At 66.2% G+C, this 23014-nt stretch carries 14 protein-coding genes and 4 pseudogenes; 13 read left to right on the top strand and 5 right to left on the bottom strand.

Annotated features, from left to right (window positions below; translation table 11 throughout):
* Positions 1-28 precede the first annotated feature (28 nt).
* A pseudogene (locus ACFZCD_RS07625) lies at positions 29-761 on the top strand (phosphorothioated DNA-binding restriction endonuclease); the annotation flags it as partial.
* On the opposite strand, the pseudogene ACFZCD_RS07620 reads toward ACFZCD_RS07625, so the two are convergent.
* From ACFZCD_RS07620 to ACFZCD_RS07610, 3 genes and pseudogenes are all read right to left on the bottom strand, one after another.
* Positions 755-2023: pseudogene (locus tag ACFZCD_RS07620) on the bottom strand (LacI family DNA-binding transcriptional regulator); the annotation flags it as partial. The pseudogenes ACFZCD_RS07625 and ACFZCD_RS07620 overlap by 7 nt on opposite strands.
* Positions 2024-2074: 51 nt before the next feature.
* Positions 2075-2434, bottom strand: coding sequence for a DNA-binding protein (locus ACFZCD_RS07615; RefSeq protein ID WP_391828851.1), 360 nt, complete (start codon positions 2432-2434; stop codon positions 2075-2077).
* Complete coding sequence (locus tag ACFZCD_RS07610) at positions 2350-2607, bottom strand: helix-turn-helix domain-containing protein (protein WP_391828850.1); 258 nt, start codon at positions 2605-2607, stop codon at positions 2350-2352. Before ACFZCD_RS07610 ends, ACFZCD_RS07615 begins: the two co-directional genes overlap by 85 nt.
* A gap of 510 nt (positions 2608-3117) precedes the next feature.
* Here ACFZCD_RS07610 and ACFZCD_RS07605 point away from each other — a divergent pair.
* From ACFZCD_RS07605 to ACFZCD_RS07585, 5 genes and pseudogenes are all read left to right on the top strand, one after another.
* Positions 3118-4042: pseudogene (locus ACFZCD_RS07605) on the top strand (hypothetical protein).
* Positions 4039-4399, top strand: a pseudogene (locus tag ACFZCD_RS07600) (ATP-binding protein); the annotation flags it as partial. The pseudogenes ACFZCD_RS07605 and ACFZCD_RS07600, both read left to right, overlap by 4 nt.
* Before the next feature lie 241 nt (positions 4400-4640).
* Positions 4641-5951 (top strand): aspartate--tRNA(Asn) ligase, encoded by a 1311-nt coding sequence (aspS, locus tag ACFZCD_RS07595; RefSeq protein WP_391828849.1) that lies wholly within the window; start codon positions 4641-4643, stop codon positions 5949-5951.
* Between the two features lie 128 nt (positions 5952-6079).
* On the top strand, positions 6080-6646 hold the full coding sequence (locus ACFZCD_RS07590; RefSeq protein ID WP_391829016.1) for a nucleotidyltransferase domain-containing protein: 567 nt from the start codon (positions 6080-6082) through the stop codon (positions 6644-6646).
* 70 nt (positions 6647-6716) lie between these two features.
* A complete protein-coding gene (locus ACFZCD_RS07585; RefSeq protein ID WP_391828848.1) occupies positions 6717-7574 on the top strand; it encodes a hypothetical protein in 858 nt (285 codons plus the stop codon).
* A gap of 88 nt (positions 7575-7662) precedes the next feature.
* Here ACFZCD_RS07585 and ACFZCD_RS07580 read toward each other — a convergent pair whose 3' ends face one another.
* Positions 7663-8313 carry a hypothetical protein gene (locus tag ACFZCD_RS07580; protein WP_391828847.1) on the bottom strand — a complete coding sequence of 217 codons (651 nt, stop codon included), beginning with the start codon at positions 8311-8313 and terminating at the stop codon, positions 7663-7665.
* A gap of 493 nt (positions 8314-8806) precedes the next feature.
* Here ACFZCD_RS07580 and ACFZCD_RS07575 point away from each other — a divergent pair, with 493 nt between their 5' ends.
* From ACFZCD_RS07575 to ACFZCD_RS07555, 5 genes are all read left to right on the top strand, one after another.
* Positions 8807-10282 carry an ATP-binding protein gene (locus ACFZCD_RS07575; protein WP_391828846.1) on the top strand — a complete coding sequence of 492 codons (1476 nt, stop codon included), beginning with the start codon at positions 8807-8809 and terminating at the stop codon, positions 10280-10282.
* A gap of 63 nt (positions 10283-10345) precedes the next feature.
* Positions 10346-13117, top strand: coding sequence for a Z1 domain-containing protein (locus ACFZCD_RS07570; protein WP_391828845.1), 2772 nt, complete (start codon positions 10346-10348; stop codon positions 13115-13117).
* On the top strand, positions 13114-14124 hold the full coding sequence (locus ACFZCD_RS07565) for a PD-(D/E)XK motif protein (RefSeq protein ID WP_391828844.1): 1011 nt from the start codon (positions 13114-13116) through the stop codon (positions 14122-14124). Before ACFZCD_RS07570 ends, ACFZCD_RS07565 begins: the two co-directional genes overlap by 4 nt.
* On the top strand, positions 14117-16126 hold the full coding sequence (locus tag ACFZCD_RS07560) for an AIPR family protein (RefSeq protein ID WP_391828843.1): 2010 nt from the start codon (positions 14117-14119) through the stop codon (positions 16124-16126). The genes ACFZCD_RS07565 and ACFZCD_RS07560 overlap by 8 nt, the downstream gene beginning before the upstream one ends.
* A 190-nt stretch (positions 16127-16316) precedes the next feature.
* Positions 16317-16895, top strand: a complete 579-nt coding sequence (locus ACFZCD_RS07555; RefSeq protein ID WP_391828842.1) for a very short patch repair endonuclease — start codon at positions 16317-16319, stop codon at positions 16893-16895.
* Here the strand turns inward: ACFZCD_RS07555 and dcm are convergent.
* A complete protein-coding gene (dcm, locus tag ACFZCD_RS07550; RefSeq protein ID WP_391829015.1) occupies positions 16834-18801 on the bottom strand; it encodes a DNA (cytosine-5-)-methyltransferase in 1968 nt (655 codons plus the stop codon). The genes ACFZCD_RS07555 and dcm overlap by 62 nt on opposite strands.
* A gap of 418 nt (positions 18802-19219) precedes the next feature.
* Between dcm and ACFZCD_RS07545 the strand changes: the two genes are divergently transcribed.
* Positions 19220-21460 carry an ATP-binding protein gene (locus ACFZCD_RS07545; protein ID WP_391828841.1) on the top strand — a complete coding sequence of 747 codons (2241 nt, stop codon included), beginning with the start codon at positions 19220-19222 and terminating at the stop codon, positions 21458-21460.
* Entirely contained in the window at positions 21457-22692 is a 1236-nt protein-coding gene (locus ACFZCD_RS07540) for a hypothetical protein (RefSeq protein ID WP_391828840.1), read from the top strand. Before ACFZCD_RS07545 ends, ACFZCD_RS07540 begins: the two co-directional genes overlap by 4 nt.
* Positions 22693-23014: the final 322 nt, after the last annotated feature.

Below are 23014 nucleotides of genomic sequence, written 5' to 3'. Positions count from 1 at the left end.
GCGGCCAAGCATCACTACGATCACGGTCATGGACTGGCTGGAGCGTGCCGCCAAGCTGAGGCAGTGGAGTCGGGATGGTGTGCGGGCGCCGCACAAGCCGTTGCTGCTGCTGTACGCGCTGGGCCGTTTCCAGACGGATACCGCGGACGAGTTGCCGTACAGCGCGGTGGAGTCGGATCTGAAGCAACTGCTGGCGGAGTACGGTCCGCCGCGCAAAACCACGCCCGCCTATCCCTTCCATCATCTGGTCAGCGACGGGGTGTGGGAAGTGCGGACCGAGCACGGTGGCGGCAGCCCGGGCACCGGGGTGCGGGAACTACGGGCCAGCCGGGCCACTGGGCGGCTGGCGCCAGACCTTCAGGTGGCGCTCCGGCGGGAACCGTCGCTGCTGGGCCGCATGGCAAGGGTGCTGCTGGATCTGCACTTCCCAGCGTCGCTGCACCAGGACCTCTGCGACGCGGTGGGCCTGGAACTGGAACTGGCGGAGACTGAAGCTCTGGTAGCACCCGGGAGGCGGCAGCGAGACCGCCGGATGCGGGAGATGGTGCTGACCGCGTACGAGTACCAGTGCGCCTTCTGCGGCTATGATGGCATGATCGGCACGGCGCCCGTCGGGCTGGAAGCCGCGCACGTGCGCTGGTGGGCGTTCGACGGCCCGGACAACGTCGACAACGGACTGTGCCTGTGCTCGCTGCACCACAAACTCTTCGACAAGGGCGTTCTCGGCATAGGTGACGGCCACCGCATCCTGGTCTCGAAGGCCGTGGGGCATGAGTCCCTTGGCTATCGGGAGCCAGCAGGCGTCGGCCCGGTCGCTGGCACCTCGCCCCCGCGCTGGGACACCGGGCCAAGGCTCGCCGAGCAAGGGCACCGGCCGGGGCTCCTGCGGCGCCTTCTTCGGGTACCAGCCGGAGACCGTCGGCGTGAACAGCCAGGTTGCGAAACCGTTCCTGCGCCAGTGGGCGGCATGCTCCGGCACGACCCCGCCCCGCACGAACCGAAGGTCCGCGATGGCCTGCTCGACCTTCTCTCGCGTGGCCTCGGCGACGCGTTCGGGGTGGTTGGGGACGTTGGACACCGTGCCCGTCGAAACGCCGGCACGACGGGCGACGTCGACCAGCTTCGCGCCCTGGTGGCCACCGGTTCGCGCCGCGCCCTGCCCTCGGAAGACGTAGGTCTTGCCGTGACAGGGGCACGGCACGGGCTTCGTGCGGGCGATGTGGTTGGCAACCAGCGCGGACAGCCAGTCCATCGAGTCGATGGTGCGGTAGCTGTCGTCCTTGGGCGGGCAGCGCACCAGCTCTCCCGTGTCGAGTTCGTACAGCTGCCACTCGACACGGACGGCTCCGGGGCGCATGAACGCGGTCTCCAGGCCGACGATCTCGCCCCAGCGCATGCCGGTGTACCCCTTGAGGACCACGGCGACAAACTCGTCGTCACGGCCGGAGAGCAGGGCCGCGCGCTCGGCGGTCAGCAGGATGCCCAGCGCGTCGGTGACCACCTTCTCCGGACCACGGTCTCGGGATCGGCCGGCACGCTTCCCGCGCCCCCGCCGCCGAGCGGCCGGGTTGGACGTGATCAGGCCCTCGTCGATCGCGTCCTCAAAGATCAGGTGGAGCGTCGAGCGCCAGGTCTTGACGCTGGAGGCGGCATAGAGGGCCTTCTCCTTCTTCTCCCACAGGTCGACGTCCGTGCGCAGGATGCCGGCGAGTGCCTTGCCCTCGAACTCGGGGAGCAGGTGCTCCTCGATGTGGCGCTTGTAGTTCTGCATGGTCGAGGCCGCCAGGTCCTAGGCCTCGTACCAGCGGTTCGCGTACTCGCCGAAGGTCTCCTGGCCGAGGGTGGGGTCGCGCCAGTCGCCGCGGCGGTACTTGTTCTCGGCCTCGGCCGCTGCCCGTTGGGCCTCGCCTTTGGTGGCGAACCTGATCGCCTTGCCGTTCTCGTCGACGACCGTGTTGTGCTTGCCGGGCGCGACCTTGTACCGGCCGCGCCAGTAGTTTCCGCGCTTCTCCGCGAAACCCAAGTTCCGCTGTCCCCCTCTTCCTTGTCCTCGGCTACGGCAGATGCGATCGGGTCACGCGACAGTGCTGTACTGCTGCTGTCGACGCGGCGGGCGGGCCCGCAGGCGAGTCGCCGGCGCCACGGCGGGGCGGCGACGTTGCGCGAAGTCGGTCTGCGTACCGGGCTCGGAGAGCGGCTCGGTCGCCCGGGCGGCTGTCTGCGCAGGCTGTGCCGGCCGCTCCTCGTAGAGGCGGATGATCTCGGCGAGGTGCTCGGCGGTGAAGCGGTAGGCGCGGCCGACCCGGGGGGCGGCTCCTGGTCGCGAGGGCGGGGGGATGCGTGGGCGGCTCAGGTGGCGCCCGGGCCCTGGAGGAGGGCGCCGGGCGATACCTGCAGGGCTTCGGCGATGGCGACGAGGCCGTCGATATCGCATCGCCGCTTGGCGAGTTCGATGCGGGACAGCATCGTGTTGGACATAGGACGGCCCAAAGCGGTACGCCGCGCGGCGAGTTGGAGCTGCCCAAGGCCGCGTTCCGTACGGAGGATTTCGATGGTGCGAGCCGCCAGCATTCCTGCGGGCCCAATTTCCAGAGGTCGTGCTGCCATGGCTCCAGTTGTAGCGTGCATTCGCCGGTTTGGTTATCCGGCGATCGTCGGCTATGTTGCGCCGCGCCCAATCGGTGAGCGAGGCGGTCGGGGTGCTGCGCAAGGCCGGATCCCCGAACGGGTCCCAACACCAGAGACCCTCTCTGACGTGGGGAGTTGTGTTGTAGCTTCGCCGCTCGCGGGGTGTCAACGGCTTCCGGATGTGATCCTTCTGGCTCGGGATGCGGGGCAACTATTTGGTCAACCGCCAATCGTGCCCCACCGTTTTCGCACCGCCCTCGCCGATTCGATTTCCAGCGACATTTCTGCCGTGAGAGATTGCGCCGGATAGGGCTGGACTTGCGCGCCGTGGGTGTGGCTATGTTGACGACACCCCGGAAAGCGCGAGCGGCAATCAACGCTCCCGCGTCAACGGCCGTACATTCCCGCCCTTCACACCCGTCTCCGCCCCCGACCGACGGTGAACCGTGGGCACCCAGCCCACCGGCCACCGAGTGAGGACCGCCCCTCTTGGCACGAATCCGCACCATCAAGCCTGAAGCCTTCGTCTCCGAGTCCCTGGCCGCCGTCTCCCTGACCGCCGAGCGCACCTTCTTCGGCCTGCTCACCCAGGCTGACGACCAGGGCCGCCACGCCGCGATCATCGCCGGGCAACTGTGGGTCCTGCGCCCGGAACACACGCCCTCCGCCGTCGAGCAGGACCTCACCCAGCTCGCCGACGCCGGGCTGATATGCCGCTACAAGGGCCCGGATGACAAGCGCTACCTGCACATCGTTACCTGGCGGCAGCATCAGAAGATCAACCGCCCCAGCGCGAGCCGCCTGCCAGCCTGCCCGCGCCACGACACGCCGACTCGCACCGCGTCCGGCGTCGGCACGCCGGCTGCGGGGGCTGGCGTCACGGAGCCCGCACCGCTGTCTCCCGGAGCCCTCCGTGAGGGTCCGGGCAAGTACGCAACCCTGCGGCGAACCCCGCTCCGAATGGCGAACCTGCAGGTCAGGACGATTTCACGGAGTCCTCCGTGAGGAAGCAGGGAGGGCTCGGTGCGGGAGCGGTGACACCTCACGGTCCGGATCTAGGACCTAGGATCATGGATCTAGGAGATACCCCTTCGGGGGGGGCGCGAGCGCCCCCGCACCTCGCACCGTCTCGGCCAACCAGCTCATCGCCGAGTACGCCGTCGCTTGCACACCCCGGCCACCCAAGGACGTCCTGGGCCATCTCGGCCAGCAGGTGCGCAAGCTGCTCGACGAGGGCATAGCCCCCGATCACATCCGGGCCGGACTCGGACTGCACCGCGCCAAGGGCCTGCACCCCAGCACGTTGCCGAGCCTCGTGCACGAAGCCATGAACGCGGCCCCCGCCGCGCCGGTTGTCCACAGGGCGTGGACAAACCCCGCCGATGTCGAAGCCGCCTACGGAGGTGACCTCTGACCGCCACCCTCACCCGCGAGCCCCACCGGGTCGGCCCGCTCGCCGACCGGCTCAACGGCATCCTTGCCAGTCGCGGCATCGACCTCGCCACCGCCGCCGTCGAGGAAGGGCACGCCGAGCCCGTCACCGCGCTGGAACTCGCCGACGCCAGGATCCCCGCCCGATACCGCCGAGCCCTGGCCGACCACCCGAAGGTCACTGCCTGGGCTGACGAGATCGCCCGCGCCGGGCGCCCCGGCCCTGGGGGGGCCGGGCATCGCCGAAGGCCCGTCGCTGCTGATCGCCGGCCCCACGGGCACGGGCAAGACGTACCAGGCGTACGGCGCCATCCGCACCCTGCTCGCCCGTGGCGTCCGGGATCACGCGAGCAGAGAGAGCCGCCGCCAGCTGGGAAGGCGGTCTCGCGCCCCGAGGCGAAGACCCTCCCGAGCTCGGGGAGGAACGGCCCCCTCTTATGGCCCAATGCCCCGCCAGCCGGCCCCCGTCACCAGGCCAGAACGAGGCCGCCACCTGGTGGCGGTGAAAGTGCGGTGGTACCGCGAGGCCCTTCTCGCCCGCACTCCCAAGGGATCATGACGATGTCCTTCGGAGGACCGCAATGATCCAGAGCCGCGTACACGTTTCCGACCTGCGAGAACACGTCGGCCGTACTGTCACCGTCTTCGGCTGGGTGAACACCCTGCGCCTGCAGAGCAAGATGCAATTCGTCGTCGTACGCGACGGAACCGGCATGGTGCAGGTGACCCACAAGCGTGACAACGGCCCGCTGGAGGCCCGGCTCCAAGCCCTCACTCCCGAATCCGCCGTCAAGATCACCGGACGGGTCGTGGACGCCGCCCAGGTCAAGCTCGGCGGCCTGGAGATCGTTCCGGAGGCCGTCGAGGTCCTGAACCCGGCCATCACCCCGCTGCCGATCGACGAGCAGACGGGCGTCGAGCACCGGCTGGACTGGCGATTCCTGGACGTGCGCCGCCGTCCCGCCGCCCAGCTGATGTTCGCCGTGCAGACCACCCTGGAACAGGGACTGCGCGAGTACGCCTACGCGCAGGGCGCCACGGAGATGCACACCCCCAAGCTCATGGGCACCGCCTCGGAGTCCGGAACGGAGGTCTTTGAGCTCGGCTACTTCGGCCGCAGCGCCTACCTGGCCCAGTCGCCGCAGTTTTACAAGCAGATGGCGATCTCGGCCGGCATCGAGAAGGTCTTCGAGATCGGCCCCGTCTTCCGTGCCGAGCCGTCGTTCACCTCCCGGCACGCCACCGAGTTCACCGGCGTCGACGTCGAGCTCGCCTGGATCGACGGCGTCGAGGACGTGATGACGTTCGAGGAGCAGATGCTCACCCACGCCATCGCCAAGGTCGCCGACGCCCACGGTAAGGCCGTCCGCGAGCAGTACGGCGTGGAGATCACGGTCCCCACGACGCCCTTCCCCCGCATCACCATGGCCGAGGCGCACGAGATCCTGTGCAAGGGCGGCTGGCATCCGGAGAAGATCAAGGAGGACCTGGACCCGGAGGGTGAGCGGAGTATCAGCGCCCACATCCGGCAGGCCACCGGCCACGAGTTCGTGTTCGTCACGCACTACCCGGTGGGTATCCGGCCCTTCTACCACATGCGGCCGGCCGACGACCCGAGCGTGACCCTTAGATTCGACCTGCTCTGGAAGGGGCTGGAGATCACCACCGGCGCCCAGCGCGAGCACCGCTACGACGTGTTGCTGAAGCAGGCCGCCGAGAAGGGCATGAGCCCGGAGCCGATGCAGGACTACCTGAACGCGTTCCGGTACGGGTGCCCGCCGCACGGCGGTCTGGGCATGGGCCTCGGACGCGTACTGATGGTGATGCTCGGCCTGGAGTCGATCCGCGAGGCCACCTTCCTCTTCCGCGGACCGAACCGGCTCACCCCATAGCCGACCACTGCATTCTGCCCACCTGCGGTGTCCCCCTCTACCAGAGCCTCGTTCGCTGAAAGCATGGACGGGTGAGTGTTCATGAACTGGGGCGCTGGGTGCCTGCTCGTCCGGAGGACCTAGCCGTGATGTTCGCCGGAGCCGACTTCCCGTGGTGGATCGCCGGCGGGTACGCGATCGAACTCGCCGTCGGTCGCGAGCTACGCCCGCACGGTGATCTCGACGTCCTGGTCCTCCGCCGCGACCAGGCGCTCGTGCGAGAGATGCTGAGCGACTGGGATATGCACGTTGCGGACCCGCCTGGCGCGGGGCGCCTTCGTCCCTGGCGTCCGGGCGAGATGCTCGAAGTGCCCCTCCACGACATCTGGTGCAGACGCACAAGTGAGGCGCCCTGGTCAGTGCAACTCATGCTGGACGAGGCCGAGGGCGCCCAGTGGGTCTCGCGGCGCGATCCAGGAGTCCGACTTCCGCTCGGGCGAGTGGGGCGGAGGAGTCCGACCGGAATCTCTTACCTTGCGCCCGACGTGCAGCTCTTCTACAAGACGAAGGCCACACGGGCCAAGGACGAGACTGACTTCGAAGCGGTATTGCCGCTCCTGGACGAGTCGCAACGCGTCTGGCTAGCGGATTCGATCGCGGTGACCGCCCCGGACCATCCCTGGCGGAAACGTCTTTTGTCCGCAGGCCGAACCTGAGAGGCCAGCCGTCTTGCGCCGATGCCTCGACTGCCTGAGCCGGGCTCGCTCCGCTGCTACGGTCGCCGGTATGGCGCTCTCGAGTCCCGCTACGCAGCCAGTTGATCTACGGGTGGAGCCGGTCGACGAGGTTCTTGATCGGGTTGAGCGGTGTCTCCAGGTGTCCCTACTCCCGGATTCGGTGATCCGCAAGCGTCGGACCGTCGGGGCCCGGACAGACCGTGACACGTGGGTCCGGGTGGAGCGGCGCGCACTCTCCAAGATCCCAGAACAGGGGTGGAACGGCACAGAGTGTGCCGCACGTCTCGAAGGCGTCGCACAGCCCGAATGGCACGGATGTATGGTCTGGCGAGCGGGAGACGGCTCGGCGATGTGGCGGGCAGACGAGACTGAGCTCCTGCCGAGCCCTCCTGTCGGCACCGCTGTGCTGAGCGAGGCTCCGAAGCTTCCGAACGAGTGGTGGAGGGCGTTGAACGCCACATTGGACGCGCTGGCGTCGCAGCCCACGAGGCGGATCGCCACGCCGGACACCGCCACCATTACCCAGGAGCTCGTCACTGCGTCCATCCGCAGTGTTTTCCCCGAGGACTTCGACACGACCGTCGAGCGGTGGGTGCCAGCTCACGCCGACCTGAACTGGGCCAATATCACCGCACCGGTGTTCAGCCACTTCGACTGGGAGGACTGGGGCAGCGCGCCGCTGGGGCTGGACAGCGCGACATTGTGGGCGAGTTCCCTTGCGATCCCAGCCTTGGCTGATCGCGTGTGGCGGGAGCGCCGGCGCGACTTCGAGACTCGGGACGGCAAGCTGATGACGCTGTTCGTTTGCTCAAGGCTTCTTGGTCCGTACGCGCACCCTGAGGATCCCCGGCTGCGGCCAGCAGGACGCATGGTCGAGGAGGTCATCAAGCAGCTCCAGGCCGGGTGATCGCGAGAGGTAGCTCTGCACGCCGAAGCCGGGGCATGTTCGACGGATGCTGCTCAAGATCGAAAGCCGCCGATCCGGCAACAGTTACCTACCTGCGAGGGGACTGCCGCTCCACCCGCCTCAGTATGCGGCTGGCCAAGTCCATGAAGTTCGTGATCGACGGCGCTTCCACGATCAGCAACCGTCCGTGGCTGCTGCCGTCGTCGAATCCGCAACCTGTGTCGCGGACCAACGGTGTCAGCCAGTGGACGGTCGGGCGCTCCGCTGCGAAGTAGACAACCGGCCGCGGAGACCGTGAGTGATCGGACAGGTGGCTCCGGCAGCTTGCTGCAGTGAAGCAGCCAATGGATGTAAGGGCATACGAGAGGCCCGCCACGCCGAGTTCAAGGGAGCCGAGAAGTGGTTCGGCGGTATAGCCGTCCCCGACGAGTTCGACGATCTCACTCTCGGGATGCTCGGCGACAAAGCTTGCTGGCAGGCTGTCCGGGTCGTTTGACTCCAACGCACTAGCGATTGCCTCGAAGTCAACGTGGGTCAGCGCGGCACGGTCGACCAGGTTGGAGAGGTGTCGCTCCTCCTTGACCATGGCGACGGCTTCCTCGTGGCTCACATCGCCGATGTCCCACACTCCCCGAAAGAACCCGTATCCCTCTTCATCGATCTCGTCCTCAGGTGGCAGACCTAACGCCACATTGGCAGGAAAGCTGGGGTCAACCTCTATGTCCACGACCGGAATCACGGGCGGCTCCAAGTAGTTGTCAGCGACCTTCTACCCCACCGTAACCCTGCCCTTGGCCCATTCACATCAGTCGCTTGCACGCCTGGTTGCGCTGACGATTGCCATCGCTCCTCTCGTCTCGTTCCGGTCTGGCCCCATGGCACAGGTATCCGGCGGGCCGCCGAGGCGCGGGGCTGGAACACAGCCCGAACGCACTCTGGTACTTCCGAGCGATAGCCGGGTCGCGGGAGTAGCTGAAGCGGACGCGCAGCCAGCCTCGGGGGAGCCTGCACCACGTCGCTCCCAAGCTGCAAGCACAACGACTGCTCCTGGCTGCGGACATACGGAGGTCCTCTCCGTGCCAGTACCATTAGCGGCGGGTGGGGGGAGCCCTGCGTGACCGGCCTGGCAGGCATGTTCCAATCGCGGTCTCTGCCCGCCTGGTGCCTCTGGCTCTCCGGGACAGCTGTGCACCGACCGAGGGTCCCGGGGAGAAGTGGGACTGGGACCACACATGACGTACGACATCGCCGCTCCCGAGCCCGCCGGGATGGTCGCCTCGCTGAGCTCGCTGGGCTACTCGTTGCCGGCAGCGATTGCCGATCTCGTCGACAACAGCATCTCCGCGAAGGCACAGAACATCGACGCCGAGTTCGCCTGGGCCGGAAGCGACTCCTGGATCGCGGTCGTGGACGATGGCGACGGCATGAGCCAGGAGGAACTCGTCACGGCCATGACCGTGGCGGCGCGAGGACCGGCAACGCCTCGCTCGCCCACTGATCTGGGGCGGTTCGGGGTCGGTCTGAAGTCCGCGTCGTTCTCGCAGGCGAGACAGCTCACCGTGGCGACAGCCTGCGACGGCCAGTGGCACACGCGCACGTGGGACCTCGACGTGGTCGAGAAGTACGGCGAGTGGCGGTTGCTCCACGGGGCCGACGACGACACCGCCGCCATTCTCCAGAGATTCCGGCCTTGCGGCGGCCATGGCACGGTGGTGCTGTGGCGTCGGCTCAACGGCTATCACACCGCCGCTGTCACCGAGGACGACGAGCGTACCCAGAAGCAGTTCTACGCCGAGGCGACACGCACCGAGGCGCATCTCGGCATGGTCTTCGCACGGTTCCTCGTGGGAACCCGGCGACGCGCTCTAAGGGTTTCAGGAACCGCCGTACAGCCCTGGGACCCCTTCATGACTGCTCATCCCTCGGTCCAGCGGCTGCCTGCCGAGGAACTTCCCCTGGGTAACGGATCAGTGAGGGTCGAAGCGTTCGTCCTCCCGAGCGCCCACCGCCTGACCTCTGATGAGTTCAGCCAAGCGGCAGGACCGCAGGGATGGCTTGATCAGCAGGGCTTCTACGTGTACCGGCGCAACCGTCTGATTCTTGCGGGGGACTGGTTGGGGCAGCGCGGGATGCGTCGCGAGGAGAAGTACAACCTCGCTCGCATCTCTGTCGACATCCCGGCTGGATCAGATGCCGAGTGGGGAGTAGACGTGCGAAAGTCCAGCGTCGTCCCGCCTGTCAGCCTACGACCCCACCTTCATCGCATCGCACGTCAGGCCCGCACGAGGGCCGCAGAGGTGCTGCGACACCGCGGCCAGGTCGCCGCACGTACACACGGCGATCCCCTGGTGTACATCTGGAACGTACGTCGTGCGGACGGTCGGCTCACCTGCCGGATCAACCGCAGTCATCCGCTGGTCCAGGCCACGCTGAGGCAGGGAGGCGCGAACCCCGCTGACGCCCGTGCTCTGATCCGTCTCCTGGAGGAGACGGTACCCGTCGCCACACTCCGTGTGATGCACGAGACCGACACCAGCGACGATCCCCAACCCTTCGGCGGGGCGGGTCCCGCTGACGAGACTGCGACCGAGGTCGCACAGCGCATCTACGAGTCCCTTGTCTCGGGTGGCCGTTCGCCTGCTGCAGCGCGCGAACGGCTGCGCACCATGTCTCCCTTCGACCAGCTACAGGGGTTCTGGAGTACCTGAGCCTGTTGTCGGCGGTCCCACATACTCTGCTCCATACCGTCTCAGACCAGTTGGAGGTTCCCCGTGAGCTCCACCCCCGACGAACCCCTCGCAAAGGCGAAGCGGTTGGTACGCAGCTTCCTGCCACAGGATCGGCAGCCGAGCCCGAACGAGGTGCAGGTCGCGGTCAACGCGATCTTCGGCATGTTGGCCGCACAGGGGGAGGATCTGGACCGGGACCAGCTGGCCAAGGAGATCGAGGCCATGATCACGGTGTTCCAGGAGCGTTCCCTGGGACTCGTTGACCTCAAGGGGCACGAGCCCTGGCTCCCTGAGGCGAAGAACAACCGTTCCTGGGATTTCTGGGAGCGATACCGCTGGTTCCTCGAGGATGTCGAGGACCTGCCGCTTTCGGTCGTGCGACGGCTGGACCAGACCTCGGACGAGGTTTTGAGCCAACTGGAGGACCCGCGGCGGCCCGGCCCTTGGCGTCGCAAGGGGCTCGTGATCGGCCAGGTGCAGTCAGGCAAGACCGGACAGTACATCGGACTCGCTTCCAAGGCGGTTGACGCGGGCTACAAGCTCGTCGTTGTTCTCGCCGGCATCCACAACGACCTCCGGAGCCAGACGCAACTGCGCATAGACGAGGGACTGCTGGGATTCGACACCCAGCACCAGATGCGCTCCAACGAGAACGGGGACTCCCGCACCATCGGTGCTGGACTCATGCCACTGCAGGGCAAGAAGCTTGACATCGCGTCTCCGACGAACAGCTCCGAGAAGGGGGACTTCGGACGCCAGGCCGCTGCAACGATCAATTTCCCGCTCGGCAGCTTTCCTGTCGTGCTCGTCGTCAAGAAGCACTGGAAGATTCTCGAGTACCTGCGCAGGTGGGTGACCGACGTGCAGGGCACCGAGGGCGAGAACGGCCGCAAGCTCGTGCGCGACGTTCCGCTCCTGGTTATCGACGACGAGGCCGACAACGCGTCGATCAACACGGTCCGCGATCCCGACGACGACCCCACCAGGACAAACAGGGCGATCCGAAACCTCATCAACAGTTTCGACAGGGCGGCGTACGTCGGGTACACGGCCACCCCGTTCGCCAACATCTACATCGACCCCGATGCAGACCACGACGAGGTGGGCGGAGATCTCTTCCCGGAGAGCTTCATCCGCAGCCTCCCCTCGCCCTCGAACTATCTCGGCCCGGAGCGGGTGTTCGGACTCCAGGTGGATGACGAGGATGAGGAGGACGTGCATCCGTTGCCGCTGGTGCGTCACGTGAACGACTCCGACAGCTGGTTGCCGAGCCGGCACAAGGCCGGCGACAGGCCCCGTGGGGATCTGCCTCGGTCTCTGCGTGAGGCTGTTGCGTCGTTCGTGCTCTCGTGCGCGGCTCGCCGGGCCAGGGGCCAGGTAAGGGTGCACAACTCCATGTTGGTGCACGTGACCCGGTTCACGGCTGTGCAGAGCCTTGTTCGCGAACAGGTGGAGGACCATCTGCACTTCCTTGTGGACTCGCTCCGTGACCGGTACGGGAAAGGGCCGAAACTTCTTGCGGAGTTCCAGGAACTCTGGGAGCGCGACTTCGTTACCACCACCGCGCACTTCCCGGCTGACGAGGCTGAACCTCTGACCTGGGAGCAGGTGTCGACGGAGCTTCTGGACGCGATCAGGAAGATCCAGGTCAAGGCGGTGAACGGCACTTCCCGGGACGCTCTCGACTACTACGACAACCGCAAGGACGGTCTCTCTGTCATCGCCATCGGCGGCCAGAAGCTGTCCCGGGGCCTCACGCTTTCAGGGCTCACGGTCAGTTACTACCTGCGCTGGGCCAACACGTACGACACGCTGCTCCAGATGGGCAGGTGGTTCGGGTACCGACCCGGGTACGAGGACCTGTGCAGGCTGTACACCACGCCTGCCGTCGAGGACGCCTACGTGGAGGTCACGGCTGCGACCGACGAACTGCGCCGCGAAGTCGAGGAGATGGCCACGCTCGGTCTTACACCCCGGCAGTTCGGTCTGAAGGTCCGCTCGTCGTCGCTGGGGCTCATGGTCACTGCGGCGAACAAGATGAGGCAGAGTGAGAGGATCCTGCTCAGTTACTCCGGCGAGGGGCCGGAGACGGTGATCTTCAACCTTGCCGACCGAGCTGTGAAGCGCAACTTCAAGTCGCTCGAGGACTTGGTGCGGCACCTCGACGGCATCACGGAACCCGAAACAGCGGTCAGCGGCGGCACGGTGATGTGGCGGGGGGTACCGCCGGAAGTGGTCTCCGAGTTCGTGGCCTCCTACGAGACCGACCGCATGGCCCAGAGGGTCCGTCCCCGGCTCATCGCCAAGTACATCGAACAGTGTGCCAAGGTGGGTGAGCTGGGCAACTGGACCGTCTGCCTGGTAGGCAAGTCGGCGGCCACTCCCGTGGACGTCGCCGGGCACTCGGTCGGACCAGTTACGCGTGCCCCGCTCAACCCGGAGTTCAGAGCAGAGGGGCGGTACACGATCCGTCGTGTCCTCAGCCCGCGCGACGAGGGCCTCGACCTCGACAAAGCACAGCTTGAGGCGGCACGGGAGGCCGCTGGGAAAGCAGCGAAGCAGAAGGAGAAGACCTCGGTCCCGAAGCACCCGTCGGGTCCGTACCTCCGTCGTCAGCGACGTCCCGACCAAGCGCTGCTACTCATCTATCCCATTGAAGTACCGGGATCCGAGGACGACTCCCCGGACCTGCCGCTGGTGGGCTTCCAGGTGAGCTTTCCCTACTCCCGTAACCAGTCGAAGACCGAGTACGTGGCGAACAGCATCTACCTGCAGGAGGACATCTACGCCCTCGACGAGGAGGACGCGGCGTGACGGTCACCGAGGAGGACTGGCACGAGCTTGAGCGCCCTCACGACTCGCCAGGACGCTCCAGCCGTCGGTTGCATCCGGACTCCCCGCTGGACGTGTTCCTCTCCGTCGCCCATCCGGGGGGACAGCGCATGCTGGTACTCAGGGCCGACGCCCGCTCGGCAGACCACATCGTGCGTTCGGTTGGGCGACTGCCCCGGGCGGCCGGCATCGAGATGCAGCTGAGTGCGGTGTCCCGTCTCGAGTACGAACTCCAGTTGGTCCTCACGGCGAACGACCTCCGGGAAGTGTTCAACCCACTCGTGACCGACGTGGCCGACACCGCGCGTTCAGCGCCGGCCGCTGCCGACGCTCTGACAGCCGCCGTGAGCAGGTTCGAGCGCTGGCAGGATCTCCTGCGCACGGTTGGCACGGACGGGCTGGGAGCGGAGGCGCGGAGGGGACTCTACGGGGAACTTCTGGTGTTTGGTGACCACCTCCTGAGCACCCTGTCCGAGATCGAGGCTGTGGAGTCCTGGACGGGACCGACAGGCGCCAACCAGGACTTCCAGCTCCCTGGGGTCGCGATCGAGGTCAAGGCCAGTGCCGCGAAACACCCCCGCAGCGTCCGCATAGCGAGTGAGCGACAGCTGGACGACACCGGTGTCCCGCACCTGCTGCTGTGCATGATGGTGCTCGACGAACGACGGGGTGGGTCCGGCGAGAGCCTTAACCGTCGTGTGGAGAGCGTCCGGGGGCACCTTGCCAGCGCTGCTGCTAGGGCCCGATTCGACGGCCTGCTGATCCAGGCAGGATACCTGCCCGGGCATCACGATCTCTATGACGAACCTCGTTACACCGTTCGTGACCTGCGCTTCTGGCACGTTCGGGATGGCTTTCCCAGGCTTGTCGAGTCGGACCTTCCCGAGGGCGTCAGCGACTGCACTTACCACGTGACCGTCTCGGGGTTGGACAGCTACCTGGCGTCAGTCGACGATGTGAGCATGTTGATCGGGGAAGCCCATGAGTAAGCAGGACCTGGCCGAGTACTCCCGGAGCCTCGTCGCTGACGTTCAGGCGACCGCGGACGCCGAGGGAACGACCACTCCGGAGGCGTTCACACACAGGGTCCTGTTCGACCTGGAGAAGGCTGGCGTCGTCTCCAACACCTTCAGCGCGTACCACAAGGCCCACGGTCACGAGGTCCATGCGTACGGCATCGGAGAGGCGGGTGAGTCCTTGGACCTCTTCCTCACCGACTTCCACCTGGCCCCGCTGGAGACGAAACTCACCAAGGCCCAGGCCGACACCTCGTTCAAACGGCTGTTGACCTTCGCGCGTCGTTGCCAGGAGGGCCTGCAGCAACATATTGACGAGTCCTTCGACGTGTACGACATGTGCGAGGCGGTCGAGAAGGCCCTGACCGAGGTGCAGAGGATCAGGCTCCTCCTCCTCAGCAACCGCGTCGCCACGACCGTGGAGGTCCCGCCCACCCACTTCGACGGCCTCCCGGTCGTCCACGAGGTGTGGGACCTGGCGCGGCTGCACCGTCACGAGACGTCGGGATCGCTCAGCGAGCCCATCGTGGTTCCCTTCACGCCTCCGCTGCCCTGCGTTTCCGCTCCGAGTTCGGAGCGGGACCATTCCGTCGTGCTCGCTGTGATACCCGGAGAGATGCTGGCGGAGCTGTACGCGGAGCACGGGACACGGCTTCTCGAACTCAATGTGCGTTCGTTCCTGCAGGCCCGTGGTTCCGTGAACCGAGGCATCCGGGAGACCCTGTTGCACGCGCCCGGCCGCTTCCTGGCCTACAACAACGGGATCACGGCAACGGCCTCCCAGGTGGACTTCGTGACGGGCCCGGACGGAGAGCCGACCCACATCTCCCGCGTACACGGCCTCCAGATCGTCAACGGCGGGCAGACCACGGCGTCACTCCACTATGCCCGGTCACGGGACAAGGCCGACTTGTCCCAGGTCCGGGTCCAGATGAAGTTGACGGAGGTCTCGCCCGAGCGTCTCACCGAGATTGTTCCCAAGATCTCGGAGTACTCGAACACGCAGAACCGGGTAACCCAGGTCGACTTCAGCTCGAACCACGAGTACCACGTGGCGATCCAGCGGATCACCCGTTCCCTCTGGGCTCCCGCGGCCGACGGCAGTGGTCAGGAGACGCACTGGTTCTACGAGCGGGCACGCGGCCAGTACACGTACGAGCTTGCCAAAGCCCGTACGCCTGCCCGGCAACGCCAGTTCAAGAGAATCAATCCGACGAAGAAGAGGTTCACCAAGGCCGATCTGGCGAAGTTCGTCCACTCGTGGATCCAGCTGCCCCACCTGGTGAGTCGGGGTGCACAGAAGAACTTTGTCGAGTTCATGCTGCGTACCGACGAGGCGCCACCGCGTGTCGACATCCAGTACTGCCAGCGGGTGATCGCAATGGCAATCCTGTTCAAGGCCGTGGACCAGGTTGCCGCCGGCCATGGGGCGGGCAGTCACAAGAGCCTTGTGACGACGTACACGATGGCGAGACTGTCCCTGGCCACCGAGCAGCGGATCGACCTTGACCGGATCTGGCGTGAGCAGGGGATCTCCGCCGCCCTGGAAGCCGCGGTGGACGATCTGTGCCCCCGCGTCATGGAGGCGGTGACGAACCCGCTGGAGGGCAACCACGTGGGCGAGTGGGCCAAGAAGGTGGGGTGTTGGGACGCCGTTTCACGAGTGCGCTGGACGGTCCCCGATGCCCTGGCGGCCGAGCTCCTGGACCTGCCCCTGGACGAAGCAGCACTGGCCGGCGGCAGCCCGGACGCCGAGGGGGCGGTCGAGGAACTCCTGGTTGTGCCAACCGGCGAGTGGTACGCGCTGGAGCGGTGGGCCAAGGAGACGCACAACCTCGAACCCTGGCAGAGGCAGCTGGCCCAGTCCGTCGGGAGACGGATGGAGAACGGCCAGGAGGTGCCCGAGACACAAGCACTCCAAGCCCTTCACGCGCGTAGCGAGGCTCTGCGCCTAGGGTTCACTCCTGCTCAGTGATGGGACCACGCAGGTCCTGAGTCCTCGGTCAGAGCATGCCCTTCTCGACTAGGTCCCTGACAGCGTCCTCGGCCCGCGTCAGGACAATCCGTCCGTCACCGTCACTGAAGGCGACGAGATCGGAGCCCGGTGCAATGCCGGCCTCCGCCAGCAGGCCGAGCGGCAGCTCGATCCGACCCTGATCATCGACATGGAGTTCGGCTGTTCCCGGAGCATGGGAAGAGTGTGGCACCCTCCGAGTCGAGGACGTCTACAGACTGGGAATGTGGTCATGAGCGGAGGAGGGCTGACGCCGGACCGTGGGTGGGTCGCCACTCCGGAGGGTGAGCACCTTCGCGGCCGGCGCGTGAGGGACACCAGGCCGGAGGTGGCCCTCAGGAAGGCGGTGCACCGGCTGGGCCTCAGGTTCCGCCTTCACCAGAGGGTGGCTCCCAGGTGCACGGCCGACTTCGTGCTTCCCAGATACCACGTGGCCGTCTTTGTTGACGGCTGCTTCTGGCACGGCTGCCCGAAGCACGGCCCCAAGGTGTTCCGCGGACCGAACGCCGAGCGTTGGACGGACAAGATCGAGACCAACAGGGCCCGAGACAGACGCAACACGGAAGCAGCGGAGGCCGCCGGATGGACCGTGCTCTGGGTCTGGGAGTGCGAGGTCAAGGCCAGTCCAGCGGCGGCAGCACTCATGGTTGCCGAGCGGTGTTCGGCTCCTACTCGCGTGACTGGGCAGGAACAGGCTGCCGCCCGTGCGTCCCACTCAGAGCATCCGTGACCAGGTCCCCCGCAGCACTTTCCCGGCCCGCGCAGTAGCTACTGAGAGGACACTGATCACAGAGAGGATTCTTTGCGTTGCACAGAGTGCTTCCGATGAGTCGTAGCGCAGCCATGCGCAGGGGGGCCTTTTCTCCTGCACCGACGAGCTTCACCAAGTGCACCCGACCGTCACTGAGCCGGTTGGTGCGGTCAGAGTCGCTGTCGTGCAGCCGGGCAGCGACACGCAGCGCGCTCTGTCCCACCCAAAGAAGGTCGTCATCGATCAGCAGCCGGTAGAGCGCGCCCTCGGCTGGTTTCATACCCAGACGCTTGGGCAGCTCCTTCTGCTTCTCCTCGTCCTCGGACCAGACACTTGACTTGCCGGCCACGTCGGTCAGCCTGTCGAGGCGTGCCCGAACGGCTGCCGTGGGGGCCGATTCAAGGAGAGTGCGCAGAGCGGACTTGGTCAGAGTCGCGTTCTCCCGGATGGCCTTGAGCATCTCGTGCATCTGACCGGGCTGCACCCGGGTCCCCGCCAACACCGCCACGACCACCGCGTGTACTGACGACAGCTTGGGCAACTGGTACCAGTTCTCGCCGTTGCGCTGCCGTTCCGCCCAGGCAGTCAGGTCCTCGCGGGCCGTGCGCCAGCGGGGCTGGAGCCCGCCTTCCCCGACCTGGCCCCCTTCGACAGGCAACAGCACTTCCGCGGCGGCCTTGCCCAGGAGCGGCGGCACCGCGTTGCCGATCTGACGGAAGGCGTCACTGCGCGTCCCAGCGAACCTGAACCGGTCCGGGAAGGTCTGTACCCGTGCCGCCTCCCGAACGGTCAGGGTGCGGTTCTGGTCCGGATGGATGTACCAGTAGCCGTCCTTGGCGATGTGGGCGGTGATCGACCTGCTCAGGTCGTCCCAGTCAAGCTTCTTATACTTGTCGGTGAAGTGCTCGGCGCTGTACCGCTGGAGCTCCGGGTCGATGTCCGAGTACAGGGTGTCGGAGTCCATGCTGTCGAAGATCATCCAGTCGTCCGGCCTGACTCTCCGGGTCATGTGGTCGAAGACGACCTCACGCTTCGCGCGCTTGCGCATCTCCCTGGCAAAGTCGGACAGATCTTCGGAGGGGGTGCCGTAGGGCATCTCACGCTCGCCGACACGCTCCGTGGGCACCACAGTGAGGGGTGGGAGGTCACCAATGGCATGGCGCAGGGTGGTGCGTTCGTCCTCGGCGACCTCCTGCTGCCACTCGAACTTCTCGATGTCGTTCCTGGCCAGAAGGATGAGCCGCTTCCGGTGCTGGGGAACTCCATGGCGCCATGCGTCGACAAGGCGTACCTGGGTTGCGTAGCCGAGCTCCTCGAGCTGCTGCTCGATCACGCGGACCACGAAGAAGTCGTCGCCGAGGCCCATGTCCGGGACGTTCTCCATGAGGACGGCGCGCGGCCTGATCCTCTTTATGACGTCCAGGTACGCGCTCCACAGCTCTTTACGGAGGTCGTGAGGGGCGCGGCCATGGTGCTCTACGAGGTGGCGGATCTTGCTCCGCCCAGCCCTGCTGAACGGCTGGCACGGCGGCCCCCCCGCCACCAGATCGACCTTCCCCTTCGCCGGCTCCAGCAGCTCCTCGAGCCTGTCACGCTCGGCTGGGTTCCCCAGGTCCATGCGCAGACTCATGCCGGGGAAGTTGGCCGCATGGGTCTCAAGGGCACGCTCGTCGAAGTCGACAGCGGCTGCAGTGGTCCAGCCAGCTCGCTGAAGCCCAAGGCTCAGACCGCCTGCTCCGGAGAAGAGGTCCACGGCGAGGCGACGCCCCTTGCCGTACCCTTCGAGCCACTTTGCGAACCGCTCGGGCCTGCAGCTGTGCCGGTGCCGCGGGAGCTTGAGATAGTCGCTCCGTTCCAGGGGTACGCCATAGTGCGACTCCTGCACAGCACGCACCTCCACACCGAGAACAACGAGCACCAGGAGATCACAGACGCGCTGGTGGAGGCAAGGATTCCACCACGCTGACCTCCGGAAATCCCGTGAGACCGATGCTGCGCTCTGCCGGGTACCGGCGCGAGTCCGCGCGGCCCCCCAGCCCTCGGCTTCGAACCGACGTTCTGGTGCGTTACCAGAGGCAATCGTAGAGGACAGCAGTGACAGCGTCGCTCCCGGGGCCCGGATTGGCCGGACAAGCTGGTCAACGATCCGGCGGGGCTGAAGACACGTTCGAGTCGGCCTGAACCTGTGCACGGTTTCGGCCACTTACGAGAGCCGCCCACCTAGCTCGCTGATGGGTAGTTAGTAGAATCTTGCCCGCCACACACTGCAGAACATGGCAGACAGTTGACGAGCGGGGGCATGGGTGGACTCCGAGAACGCGAAGGCGTATCTCCGGCCGCGGGCCAGGCTCATGAGCACGCTCGGCGAAGAACTGATCAGCAACGAACGCGTCGCCCTCACCGAGCTGGTGAAGAACGCCTACGACGCGGACGCCAGCCTCGTCCTGATCCGCTTCAACCCTCCCCTCGAAGAGGGTGAGGGCTCGATCGAGGTATGGGACAACGGGCACGGCATGTCGCCGGCCACAGTGCGCGGCACGTGGATGGAAATCGCCACCCCGCACAGGCACCGGAACCCACGCAGTGAGTCAGGTGGGCGTCGCGTGCTGGGCGCCAAGGGCATCGGCCGGTTCGCCTCGGCTCGACTTGGCCATACCGCCACAATCACGACTCGGCGGGTCGATGAGCAGGAGGTCACCCTTCGCATCGACTGGGGGGACTTCACGGATGGTGACGCGTACCTGGATGAGGTTCCGGTCTCCCTGTCCACGACCACTCCGAGCGTCTTCGTGGACGGAGGCACAGCAGCGCAGACCTTTTCCGAGGTTCTCCGGGAATTTCAGTCAGCGCCTGCTACAGCCGTCGGCACGGCGCACGGCACCGTGGTCCGACTCGAGAGGCTTCGCACGGCTTGGGGAACGAACGAGATCGAGGCCCTCAAGCGTTCCCTGTCCAGGCTCCTCCCCCCGCCGCCTCCCGCCGAGCTCTCTGTGCCGGACCAGCCTGAGTTCTCGATCTACATCGACACTCCGGAGGGGCCGCTCCGCCACCACAGCGGGTTCGTTTCTGCGAGTGAGACACTGGCCCATCCCCGCTATCGCCTCGTCGGCGCCGTGGATGCTGACGGGGACGCGAGCCTCGCCATTTACGCTGGCGACGAAGAACCGGTAGAGGTCGTCCAGGACAACCTCCGGAAGGACTCGAAGAGGCCCTCGTGTGGCCCTCTGAAACTGGACTTCCGAGTCTGGGACCTTGAGTCGTCGGCCATCAAGCCGCTCCTGGCACTCGACACCAGCGCGAGGAACACCAACGACGTACGGGAACTCATCCGAAACAACAGCGGTGTGGCCCTGTACCGGGACGGGTTCCGTGTGCAGCCGTTCGGGGAACCCGGGTTCGACTGGCTTGGTTTCGACCAGCGACGCATCAACAACCCGACGCTGCGTCTCTCCAACCGGCAAGTGGCGGGATTCGTCTACATCTCGGCCGATGACAACCCCGGCCTCATGGACCGCTCGCACCGAGAAGGACTGATCGACTCCCCGGAGTACGAGGAACTGAAGGCAGTCATACTCCAGGCGATTGCCAGGTTGGAGACGCAACGCTACCGGCTGCGTCGGGAACCCACTGCTCCGACGGACGCCCCGCTCCTTGCCGGGCCGTCCGAAGGCAGGGGCCACGGGCTCTTTCAGAACTTCAACCTGGACCCGCTGCGACAGGTGGCTGCCGAGCGGCACCCAGATGACATCATCCTCAGCCGCGCCATCGAAGAGGCCACGGAGACGATCAACGAAGGCGTACGCAAGGTACAAGAGGTCATCGCCCAGTTCTCCCGCCTCGCGACGCTGGGAACCCTGGTCGATGTTGTCCTCCATGACGGACGTACCGCCCTTTCCCGCATCGGCGTGGGCCTTCGCCGCCTCGGCAAGATCACCACGAAGGTCGAGACACACGATGTGGAGTTGTCAGCTGCGCTGGGCAAGCTTCGCACGGACTTCACCGCACAGGAGAGGGCTCTCGACCGGCTCTTCGCTCGCATCGAGCCACTCAGCGGACGGAAACGTGGACGGCCCCGCCGGCTCTCTCTGCACCAGAGCATTTCCGAAGCCGTTGACGTACTGGAGTCGGAGATCACCAAGCACGGTGTAGACGTGAAGATCGACGGGGAGGACGTGATCGTCACTGCCGAGCCAGGTGACATCAGGACTCTTGTGGTCAACCTCGTGAGCAACGCCGTGCACTGGCTCTCCACCACGCCCAAGGGCACCCCACGCGAGATCCTGATCGAGACGGAGCGTAACCATGAGGGCGAACTGGACGTGGTTGACATCACGGTCAGTGACAACGGCCCTGGGGTGCGCGAGGAGATCAAGGATCTGATCTTCGAGACCTACTTCAGCGACAAGCCTGATGGCGTCGGCCTCGGCCTCAGCATCGCAGGCAGCGTCGTGAAGGATTTCTACGACGGCGACCTGGGGCTGGTGAGCCCCGGCACCCTCTCGGGTGCGAGTTTCCGGGCACGACTGCGAAGGAGAGTTGGGTGACGTCGACCGACGTTGCGTACCGGGTGCTCATAGTCGATGACGACGCCCAGATGATCGCGGACCTTCGCGAAGTGCTGTCCGAGGAGCTCACAGACCTCGGGGAGATCCACTTCGAGTCCGAGCAGGACTTCTCCACAGCCGAGCAGCGGTTGATCGACGAGGACTTCGACCTGGTCATCCTCGACGTCCGCGACGCCGCCGATGGCAGGCCCTCCGCCGCCATAGAAGGACGGGGACACGAACTGTACGACGCCATCGCCGGCGCGCGGTGGCTGCCCGTGGTCTTCTTCACAGCTGTCCCTCAACAGGTGCGTGACCTGGAGAAGCCTCCACTCATTCGTGTGGTGACCAAGAATGCCTGGGACGAGGTCGCTCCCGCAGTCCGGGACGGACTGCTCTCGGGAGTGTCGGAGTTGAGACGCCGTATCTCCGGTCTCGTCGAACGCAAGGTCCGCATTTTCCTCCGTGACGTCGTGGCCCCGCACTGGCACGAGATGGCGGGCGCTGATCCCCACGAGATCACCCCGATCATCGTCAACCGCCTCGCGGCCGAGCTCCGGGAGAACGGCCCCAGCGAACTGGGTTACGCCGGGGACGGCGAGGCGGTCGCCACTGCTGGTCAACCCTCCGCTGCGCGGGTCTACTTGAAGCCGTTCGTGACCCACCACCTCACCGCCACGGACCTCGTGGTCAGCCCCGAGGGCGATTGGTGGATCGTCCTCACCCCTGCTTGCGACCTGTATGAGGACCACCCGGACGCCAACGTGGCGAGACCTCGTAAGGCCAAGGCACAGTACGTTCGCCTGGCCAAGGCTGACCGCATCTTCACCGAGGACGGCGAGGAGTCGGAGTCGCCAGCGATCGCCGCATGGCTAGCCGGCTCGAAGAGCAACAGCCACAAGGACCAGGCCAAACAGGTCTTCGGGGACAAGCAGAACCGGTACCGCGCTCTTCCTGGCTACCTCGACATCCCCGACCTCTTGGTCGACTTCGAGAACGTGGTGTCGGTCCCGCTCGCCGAGGCACGCACCTGGCGACGTGTCGCAACCCTCGACAGCCCGTTCTCGGAGGCGATGCTCATCGCCTACAGCCGCTCGGTGGGGCGTATCGGAACCCCGGACCTCAGCTTCGAGGACGTGAAAGTGCGGTTGGAACTCGAGAAGCCGAAGGCCAGGCACGTGCCGACGCAGGCTTCAACGCCATCAGCGAACGGCGAGATTGTGAAGGACTGAGCTTCCAGGTATTCGGACAGCGTGCGCGATCATCAGCGGAGGGCACGCCGGACGCGGAAGCCTTGGCCCTCGTTGTGGTCGACACAGGGATGCCCTGGCATAGACCTACACGCCGCCGGTGGGCGCCACGCCCGGGGAGCCATCTGGGAGCCGACCCGCTCCCCGAACCCCTTCCAGGCCCCGCGACACCAACCGAGCCCACCCATCTGACCCGCGGAAACGCCATCGAGGCTGGCAGTCTCCCCAACCGAACCTCGTTCGGGACGAAGAGGTCGTGGGTTCAAATCCCGCCACCCCGACACTGGTCAGAGGCCCATTCGCG

This window comes from Streptomyces sp. NPDC008001, assembly GCF_042958085.1.
In the GTDB taxonomy this organism is placed as follows: Bacteria; Actinomycetota; Actinomycetes; order Streptomycetales; family Streptomycetaceae; genus Streptomyces.
The sequence above is the reverse complement of the archived record's forward strand: the minus strand, read 5'-3'. Positions and strand labels throughout refer to the sequence as shown.